This is a genomic window from Actinoplanes sp. NPDC021490 (assembly GCF_055562135.1).
Genome location: NZ_JBVHFW010000011.1, coordinates 355,103 through 363,478 on the forward strand (window position 1 = coordinate 355,103; position 8,376 = coordinate 363,478).

Annotated in this window: 9 protein-coding genes, 3 tRNA genes and 1 rRNA gene; 9 read left to right on the plus strand and 4 right to left on the minus strand. The window is 69.0% G+C overall.

The window, feature by feature from the left end; genetic code table 11:
• Positions 1–5: 5 nt before the first annotated feature.
• The 6 genes from crtI to ACZ3I4_RS28310 all read left to right on the plus strand — a co-directional run bounded on the left by crtI (position 6) and on the right by ACZ3I4_RS28310 (position 3,410).
• The gene (gene crtI / locus ACZ3I4_RS28285) at positions 6–1,487 is read left to right on the plus strand and encodes a phytoene desaturase family protein (RefSeq protein ID WP_465385037.1); all 1,482 of its coding nucleotides are present in this window, start codon (positions 6–8) and stop codon (positions 1,485–1,487) included.
• Positions 1,484–2,059: an isopentenyl-diphosphate Delta-isomerase gene (gene idi / locus ACZ3I4_RS28290; RefSeq protein WP_465385038.1), complete on the plus strand. Its 576-nt coding sequence runs from the start codon at positions 1,484–1,486 to the stop codon at positions 2,057–2,059. Before crtI ends, idi begins: the two co-directional genes overlap by 4 nt.
• Positions 2,049–2,951, plus strand: coding sequence for a MerR family transcriptional regulator (locus ACZ3I4_RS28295; RefSeq protein WP_465385039.1), 903 nt, complete (start codon positions 2,049–2,051; stop codon positions 2,949–2,951). The genes idi and ACZ3I4_RS28295 overlap by 11 nt, the downstream gene beginning before the upstream one ends.
• 149 nt (positions 2,952–3,100) lie before the next feature.
• Positions 3,101–3,173: transfer RNA gene (locus tag ACZ3I4_RS28300), tRNA-Glu, on the plus strand.
• A 74-nt stretch (positions 3,174–3,247) separates the two neighbouring features.
• Positions 3,248–3,321, plus strand: a tRNA-Asp gene (locus ACZ3I4_RS28305).
• Between the two features lie 12 nt (positions 3,322–3,333).
• Positions 3,334–3,410 (plus strand) — tRNA-Phe (locus ACZ3I4_RS28310).
• A gap of 194 nt (positions 3,411–3,604) precedes the next feature.
• On the opposite strand, the gene ACZ3I4_RS28315 is transcribed toward ACZ3I4_RS28310, so the two are convergent.
• Entirely contained in the window at positions 3,605–3,862 is a 258-nt protein-coding gene (locus tag ACZ3I4_RS28315) for a hypothetical protein (protein ID WP_465385040.1), read from the minus strand.
• Positions 3,863–3,959: 97 nt separating this feature from the next.
• On the opposite strand from ACZ3I4_RS28315, the gene ACZ3I4_RS28320 reads away from it, so the two are divergent.
• The gene (locus tag ACZ3I4_RS28320) at positions 3,960–4,442 is read left to right on the plus strand and encodes a hypothetical protein (RefSeq protein ID WP_465385041.1); all 483 of its coding nucleotides are present in this window, start codon (positions 3,960–3,962) and stop codon (positions 4,440–4,442) included.
• Between the two features lies 1 nt (position 4,443).
• Here ACZ3I4_RS28320 and ACZ3I4_RS28325 read toward each other — a convergent pair whose 3' ends face one another.
• From ACZ3I4_RS28325 to ACZ3I4_RS28335, 3 genes are all read right to left on the minus strand, one after another.
• A complete protein-coding gene (locus ACZ3I4_RS28325; protein WP_465385042.1) occupies positions 4,444–4,842 on the minus strand; it encodes a VOC family protein in 399 nt (132 codons plus the stop codon).
• A gap of 237 nt (positions 4,843–5,079) precedes the next feature.
• Positions 5,080–6,096 carry a serine hydrolase domain-containing protein gene (locus tag ACZ3I4_RS28330; protein ID WP_465385043.1) on the minus strand — a complete coding sequence of 339 codons (1,017 nt, stop codon included), beginning with the start codon at positions 6,094–6,096 and terminating at the stop codon, positions 5,080–5,082.
• Positions 6,097–6,114: 18 nt separating this feature from the next.
• On the minus strand, positions 6,115–6,927 hold the full coding sequence (locus ACZ3I4_RS28335; RefSeq protein ID WP_465385044.1) for an MEDS domain-containing protein: 813 nt from the start codon (positions 6,925–6,927) through the stop codon (positions 6,115–6,117).
• A 79-nt stretch (positions 6,928–7,006) separates the two neighbouring features.
• On the opposite strand from ACZ3I4_RS28335, the gene ACZ3I4_RS28340 reads away from it, so the two are divergent.
• Both ACZ3I4_RS28340 and ACZ3I4_RS28345 read left to right on the plus strand, forming a co-directional pair.
• Positions 7,007–7,840, plus strand: a complete 834-nt coding sequence (locus ACZ3I4_RS28340; protein WP_465385045.1) for a Rieske 2Fe-2S domain-containing protein — start codon at positions 7,007–7,009, stop codon at positions 7,838–7,840.
• Between the two features lie 446 nt (positions 7,841–8,286).
• A 16S ribosomal RNA gene (locus tag ACZ3I4_RS28345) occupies positions 8,287–8,376 on the plus strand; the annotation flags it as partial.

The window sequence follows — 8,376 nt, forward strand, 5'->3', positions numbered from 1 at the left end:
GATCCATGAGAACCGTGACAGGACCGACCGAGCGGGTGGTCGTCGTCGGCGCCGGGCTCGGCGGGCTCGCCTGCGCCCTGCATCTGGCCGCGGCCGGACGCCAGGTGACGGTGGTCGAACGCGAATCCGTGCCCGGCGGCCGGGCCGGCCGGCTCTCCGTCGACGGGTATGACTTCGACACCGGGCCCACCGTACTGACCATGCCCGAGCTGATCGCCGAACCGCTCGAGGCCGTCGGCGAGAACTTGTCGGACTGGCTCGAGCTCACGCCGCTCGACCCGGCCTACCGGGCCTATTACCCCGACGGGTCCACGCTGGACGTGCGTACGGACACGGTCCGGATGGCGGCCGAGATCGCGCGCGTCTGCGGCGCCCGGGAGGCCGACGGCTACCTGCGGTTCGTCGATTTCGCCCGGCAGCTGTGGAAGCTCGAACGCGATCACTTCATCGATCGCAACCTTGACACCCCGCTCGACCTGGTCAACCTCAACCTGCTCAAGCTGCTCGGCATGGGCGGGTTCCGCCGGCTCCAACCCAAGATTAACCAGTACTTCCGAGACCCTCGTACGCAACGGATCTTCTCGTTCCAGGCGATGTACGCCGGCTTGGCCCCGCAGGACGCGATGGCCATCTACGCCGTGATCGCCTACCTCGACTCGGTCGCCGGGGTCTACTTCCCCAAGGGCGGCATGCACGCCGTCCCGCGGGCCCTGGCCGGCGCGGCCGAGAAACACGGCGTGACTTTCCGGTACGAGACCACGGTCACCGACGTCGAAACGGTGAATGGCCGGGCCACCGCGGTCGTCACCGCCAACGGCGAACGCATCCCGGCCGACGTCGTCGTCCTCAACCCCGACCTGCCGATCGCCAAGCGCGACCTGCTGCCCCCGGCCCGGCAGCGCCGCCTCAAGTACTCGCCGTCGTGCGTGGTTCTGCACATCGGATCCCGGCAGGCCTACACCAAGACCGCCCACCACAACATCCACTTCGGATCGCGCTGGCAGGGCACCTTCGACGAGATCATCGACCGCGGCCAGTTGATGAGCGACCCCTCGTTGCTGGTCACCAACCCGACCTACACCGACCCATCGCTCGCCCCGGCCGGACGGCACAGTTACTACGTGCTCGCTCCCACCCCCAACTTGGTCGCCGGGCCGATGGACTGGCGTGGCGGCCTCGGCGAAAGGTACGCGGCGTCGCTGGTCCGCACCCTGGAACAGCGCGGCTACGTCGGATTCGGCGCCGGCATCGAAGTGCAGCAGATCATCACCCCCGCCGACTGGGAGGATCAGGGCATGGCGGCCGGCACCCCGTTCGCGGCGGCCCACACGTTCGCCCAGACCGGCCCGTTCCGCCCGGCCAACCTGCACCCCGGCCTCGAGAACGTGGTCTTCACCGGCTCGGGCACCCAGCCCGGCGTCGGCGTGCCCATGGTGCTGATCTCCGGCAAGCTCGCGGCGGCCCGCGTCACCCGGGCGACGTCGTGACCGCCCGCGAATCCCACCTGGTCGAACTGGTCGACGCCGAGGGTGTGGCGCTCGGCTCGGCCACCGTCGCCGACGCCCACACGGCGCCCGGCCGGCTGCACCGGGCGTTCTCGGTCTTCCTCCGCGACCCGTCGGGCCGGGTGCTGCTGCAACAGCGCGCGCCGGCCAAGACACGCTTCCCGCTGCGCTGGGCCAACACGTGCTGCGGCCACCCCCAGCCCGACGAGGCGGTGCCGGTCGCGGCCGCCCGGCGTCTGATCGAAGAGGTCGGGGTGGCCGACGTGCCGCTGACCGAGGTGGGCGTGTACGCGTACTACGCCGAAGACCCGGCCACCGGGCGCGTCGAATACGAGTACGACCATGTGCTGGTGGGCGACCTGCCCGTCGGCGTACGCCCCTCGCCCGACCCGGACGAGGTGGCCGACCTGCGCTGGGTGTCGGTGCCGATGCTGCTCGGCGAACTGGAGAGCCAGCCCCGGGCGTACGCACCCTGGCTCCTCGGCGTGACCCAGCGACTCGCCGCCTCCACCGGGGCAGTCGAGGCCAGTCCCGCCCGGCCCGATGGTCGTTGAGGGCCTGACCGCCGGGGCCGTGGCCCGCCGCCTGGGGGTGGCGGTCACGACGTTGCGTACGTGGCACCAGCGCTACGGCCTCGGACCGAGCGAGCACGTGCCCGGCCACCACCGGCGCTACACGGAACAAGACCTCGACCGCCTGCAGGTGATGCGGCGGCTGACCGCCCAGGGGGTCGCGCCCGCCGAGGCCGCCGCCTGGGCCCGCCGTACGCCCCTGGAGAGCATCGACGGCCTGCCGCCCCCCACCGCGCGTCACGGAGGCGGGCACGCCATCCCTCTCGGCCCCGCCGAGGCCGCCACCCGCGGGCTGGCCCGGGCGGCCATGCGCCTGGACGGCGCCGGAATGCGCGACATCCTCGAGATGGTGGTCGCCGAACGCGGGGTGGTCGGCGCCTGGAACGACGTCGTCATGCCCGTCCTGCTCGGCATCGGCGAACGGTACGAGGCCACCAAGCGGTTCATCGAGGTCGAGCACCTGCTGTCCCGCGCGGTCACCGAGGCGCTGGGCGCGGTGCGCCGCCCCGACGGCTCCGTCTCACCTCAGGTCCTGCTGGCCGCGGCCGACGAGGAACAACACACGCTGCCCCTGGAGGCCCTGGCCGCCGCCCTGGCCGAAGCAGGCGTGCCCACCCGCCTGTTCGGCGCCCGCGTGCCCCCCGCAGCCATGGCCGACGCGATCGACCGCATCGGCCCCGCCGTGGTCGTCCTGTGGTCGCAGACCCCCGTCTCCGCCGACCCGAGCCAGCTCGAACGCGTGGCCACCCGCCCCCACCCGCCCCTGCTCGTGGCGGCGGCCGGCCCCGGCTGGCCCGCCGAACTACCCCCCGGCGTGGTCCAGCTCACCGACCTCCCTTCAGCCGTACAAACCATCGCCGCCGCCGTGGCCTGACGTTTCCCCAGGTCAGAGCGCCGCCGCCCGGAAGGGGATACCGGTTTGGTCAGGAGGCGGGGGATCACGTATGCTTTCCAAGCCTCAAGCGGGGGCCCGGTTGGGGTCAAAGCTGCAAAGCATTGCAGACATGCAATACTTGCGGAGTTGCCCTCATCGTCTAGTGGCCCAGGACGCCGCCCTTTCAAGGCGGTAGCACGGGTTCGAATCCCGTTGGGGGTACTGGTAAGTTAGCGGCCAACACGGTTCGCTAGACTGACCGGAGCAGTAAAGAGCACCAAAGCAGTAAAGAGCTAGGTCCTGTGGAGCAGTTGGAGTGCTCGCCGCCCTGTCAAGGCGGAGGTCGCGGGTTCAAGTCCCGTCAGGACCGCAAGCAACACAAGGCCAGGTAGCTCAGTTGGTACGAGCGTCCGACTGAAAATCGGAAGGTCGGCGGTTCGACCCCGCCCCTGGCCACCAGGCTCTTCGCCGGGCACTGAGCACCGTCCACCTGCGGAAACGCACGGTGGACGTTTTGCTTTCCGGGCCATGTTGCCTCAATCGGGGCGGTTGCTCACGAATTGCTCGCAGCGGCTTTCGAGCGGCGCGCGCCGAGACGCAGTCGCCCTTAGAAGCCGCTTGGTTTCCGGCGATGACCGGTCTGCCGGCATTGGTCAGAAGGGCAGTTCGCCGATGGTCCCGTCGGTCACCGTGAAGGGGACGTAGTCTCCCCGCTCGGGGTTGCGGGCGAGGAACTTCGCTGCGCGGCAGCGGCTGACCCAGGCGAGGACTTCGCTGCGTGTTCCGTCTATGTCGATGTGGGCCCCCGGCTGGTCGTCGTCGCCTTGCCAGATCGCCGTGAACTCCCCGGCGTGGAGTTCACGGACAAAGACGGTTCCCGTTCCATCGCGTGGGGCGGATGCACCGTACATTTCTTCATCCTTACGACTGTGCGGTGGTTCCGTGGCCGATTCGGGGCAGCGTCGTGGTCGTTTGCGCCGGGATACGACCATGGATCTGTGAGTGGCGATGACTTCACCCGCGCGTAGAGCGCTTCTGGCGTTGGTCGGCTTCTGGGCGGTCGGCGTTGTGATGTTGGTGGGGTCGTTGTTCGGCTCGGTCGGCCTGGACCGGTTCCGGCACGCCCCTACCTGTTCTCCGAGCCAGGTGTTCACCTCGGCGGACTGCCGGATCACGGTCGACGCGACCGTGACTGCGTTGACGAGCCGGCAGGTCACGGTGGATGTCGACGGCCGCCGGGTTTCCCCTGAGGCAGACCTGCACGGGCCGCTGCCCGACAACGTGGCGGGCCTTCCGGTGCGGGTGACGTTCTACCAGGGCGTCGCCGTTCACATCGAGGGTGGCGAGCTGAACTTCGACACGGCGGGCGCCCCTGTGGATCGTGTCAATGACTTTCGAGCCGCCGGCTTGTTCTTTCTGATCGGCGGCACGGCCCTGGTCGGTGTCGGCGCACTGGCCCGGTCCGTCCGCCGCGCAGCCCCACCGGGGTAATTCACGCGTGCGTCGGGGGCTGCAGAATGCAGAACTCGTTCTCGTCGGGGTCGGCGAAGACGTGCCAGGTCCAGCCGTCTTCGGCGATGGGCTCGGTGGTGACAAGGCGGGCGCCCAGCGCCAGCACTCGAGCGGTTTCTGCCGTCAAGTCGGGGACTCGTAGGTCCAGATGCAGGCGGTTCTTGGTTTGTTTCTGCTCCGGCACTCGCTGCAACAGCAGCTCGAGGCCGTTGCCGTCGGCGGGCAGCAAGGTTCGATACGGGCCGGCCGAGGCGGGCTCCGCCCGGTAGCCGAGCACGTCGCACCAGAAAGTGGCTGACCGATCCAAGTCTTGGCAGTCCAGCACCAGGGCCAGGACTACGTCGGGTCGGCTGCCGAAGCGGGTGGGGCCACTGGTCATGGACGCACGTTACGGGTTCGGCGGCCAAGCGTACGTGCTTGAGGACCTCCGGAATCCCAGCCTTCCGGCGATGCCCGCGGCACCGGCCGAAGCCGATGCCGCGGGCACCGTCAGCGAGGAGGCCGCGAGAACGACAGACACCAGCCCTGTCTGCCACCGCTCCTCACGGCCGCCTCCTTGTGAACCCTCTTCCGCGAAGGCCAGAATCGGCTGGGGGGTGGCGGCGGATAAGGATTTCTACCGGGGCAATGCGGCTTCGATCCGGTCCAGCGCGGCGAAGTCGCCGAGACGCCTGCTCACGTACGCGATGGCCAGTCCCCGGCCCGGATCGGCGTATCCGGCCGAACCGCCCAGCCCGCCGTGACCCCACGTGCCGTCCGGCTCGATCTGCACACCCAGACCCCAGGTCGTGTCCGAGCCGATGAACAGATCCGGGCCGACGAACTGCGGAACCGCGACCGCCGGAAGCGAACCGTCGAGAATCGCCGCGTAGAAACGGGCCACCCCGGTCGCGGTCGCGTGCAGATTGACCGCCGGAACCGCGGCGCGCCGCCACAGATCGCTGTTGATGACGTCCAGATCCCGGGCGCCGGACGGGTTGCTGACCGCGCGCCACTTCATCGACCCCGGCTCGCCGGCGTTGCGGGCGGGCCAGTCGGGGCCGTCGAACTCGAGTTCGGCGCAGCGCGCGATGTCGGCATCGGACAACGCGAACCCGAAATCGAATCCGAGCTCGTCGGCGATGAACTGCGCGGGCGTCCGGCCGTCGACCCGGCGCACCAATTCCCCGAGCAGATGCCCGTACGTCAAGGCGTGCTCGGCGGCCACCGTTCCCGGTTCCCACTCCGGCTCGGCCGCGGCCAGGTCGGCGCAGAGCAGATCCCAGTCGGCGAACGCGGACGACGTACGGGGAACGGGAAAGGAGGGGAGGCCGGAAGTGTGTGACAAGACCTGGCGTACGGAAGCCGGGGTTCGAAAAGACGGCCAGTAAGCGGACATCGGCGCATCGAGGTCGACCAGACCGCGGCCGGCCAGAATCACCACCGCCATGGCGATGACCGGCTTCCCGGTCGAATAGACCTGAACCAGCGTGTGCTGATCCCAGGGCCGGGTGCGGGCCGCGTCGCGCCAGCCCTCGACCACCTCGACCACCGGCTCACCGTCGCGCAGAATCGTCAGCGCCGACCCTCCGCGCGGATCGGTCGCGAACGCGTCGCCGACAGCCTCGAAACCCGGTGCGATCAAGCCATCCATGAGCGGCACGCTAATGCGCTAACGGTCGCGAACCAACAACCTCAGATTCGGTACGCCGTGAGCGCCGGCCACCCGCAGGCTCTGCCCGGCCTGCCGGTCACCGACGACAATCATGTGCCGATTACGGGGCAGCCCCGCCGCGGCCCGCACGATTACCGCGGCCGCGCCGTCGTCCAGCGAGCGCAGAGCGGCGAGATTCAAATGCACATCAGGATCCAGGCGTACGGCCTCGGCCAGCGCGTCCCGCAGAGCGCCGGCCCGGCTCACGTCCAGTTCGCCCGCGACCCGAATACCCGGAGGCACGTGCTGCCGGCAGATTCGCACCATGGCGTCCTCGTGATAAACGGCCGCGGTCACCGTACGGGGATGGGTCCGGGCGGCGTACGCCAAAGTGACCGGATCGAACGCCTCCCGGTCGTACTCGCAAAGCGCGGTGAGCCCGCCGTCCGCGAAAAGCTTGGCCACCTCGTTCTCGAAGGCCAGTAATTGTTCCGCGCCCGCCTGCGGCCGCGCCGCCCAGCACATGTCGAGAGCGACCCGCAGACCGCGGGGCGACCGATCGCGCTCGGAGGCCAACCGGCGCACCATCGCCGAAGCGTCCGGCGCCCCACCCGGACCCCACAGCTCCTGGACCGGCAGCACCAACTCACCTGCCTGCACTCCGCGTTCCCGAAGGTCGGAGGCCACCGGGGCGTCCGTGAAGCAGAGCACCCGCTCGCCGAGCTGCAGACCCCGGTCGGCGAAGGCGGCGAGAAGGTCGAGCCGCTCCTCGGTATCGGTGTAGGTCAGACAGGCGTGGTCGCCGGGCTCGAGCCGATCCACCGTTTCCATCGCCGGGATGTACCCGGGTATCCGAGCCACCATGCTCGGCTCCGAGTTTCGGCGCTCCGGGTGCGGGAACCCGACTGTCATGCAGATCCTCAACCGGCTCGAAGAGGCCCGCTCACTCGACGGCGTCACCGAGAAGCTGCAGGCGGCGGTGAACGCGGTGGCCAAGCCACGCCGGCTGCGTGACCTGCTGCACGGCACCTGGCTGGGTCATGCTCTGCATCCGGTTCTGGTGCAGCTTCCCGCGGGCTCGTTCATATCGGCCGCCGTGCTCGACCTCGTTCCGGGAGGGCACAAGGCGGCGACCACGCTGATCGGCGTGGGCACGGCGAGTGCCGCACCGGCCATCGCCGCCGGCTGGGTCGACTGGTCGGAGCTGACCAAGGACCGTCAGCGCGTGGGGCTGGTGCATGCGGCCGCGAACGCGGTGGGGCTCAGCCTCTACGGTGCGTCCCTCGTCGCCCGCCTCCGCGGACGCTCCGGGCGGTCGCTGAGCTTCGCCGGGCTGACGGTGATCGGGGTGGGTGCCTATCTGGGCGGCCATTTGTCGTACGCCCGTGGTGCCGGTATCAGCCATGCGGCGACGGAGCTGACGCGAGTGCCGTCGTCGTGGACGTCGGTCGGCTCGCTGGCCGAGCTGCCGTCGCGCAAGCCGGTGACACGAACCGTCGGGGATGTACCGATCCTGTTGTGGCGCGACGGCCAAGACGTGACGGCGATGATCGAGCGCTGCAGCCACGAGGGCGGACCCTTGGGCGAAGGCGAGGTCACGCCGGAGGGCTGCGTTGTCTGCCCGTGGCACGGAAGCACCTTCCGCCTTCGCGACGGCGTGGTCGTCCACGGACCGGCCTCGGCCGACCAGCCTCTGCTCCGCGTTCGGGTGCTGGATGGCCTGGTGGAGATCGCTCAGCCCTGAGGATTTTCCGGTTTCCCCGCGCTGAGCTGCTCATATGCGAGACAGTGGTACCCGATTTGGAGGCCAGGCAACGCGCGTGTAATGTTTTGCGAGCCGGCAGGGAAACGGGCGAGGCAGCGGAGAGATCCGCTACGGCCGTCCTGCCAAATCCTTCGAACTGCGGATCGCAGCGATGCTGCGCGCTTCAGGACGTGGGGTACTAGGACGAAGCGGCACCAACCGGGAGAAACCGGTTGACACGGCCAGGAAGACCTAGTAAAGTTGAGCGAGTGCCCCGGAGCGGTTGGCCGGGTGTGGTTGTTCTTTGAGAACTCAACAGGGTGCTTGATAAGCCAGTGCCAATTAGTTATACCCCGGCCGGCTTGCTTCCGCTTTATTGCGGGGGGAGTTTGGTTTGGGATTCCTTTGGCAGCATTTATGTTGCCGGGACAGTTTTTCAACAGTTTTTGTTGGAGAGTTTGATCCTGGCTCAGGACGAACGCTGGCGGCGTGCTTAACACATGCAAGTCGAGCGGAAAGGCCCTTTCGGGGGTACT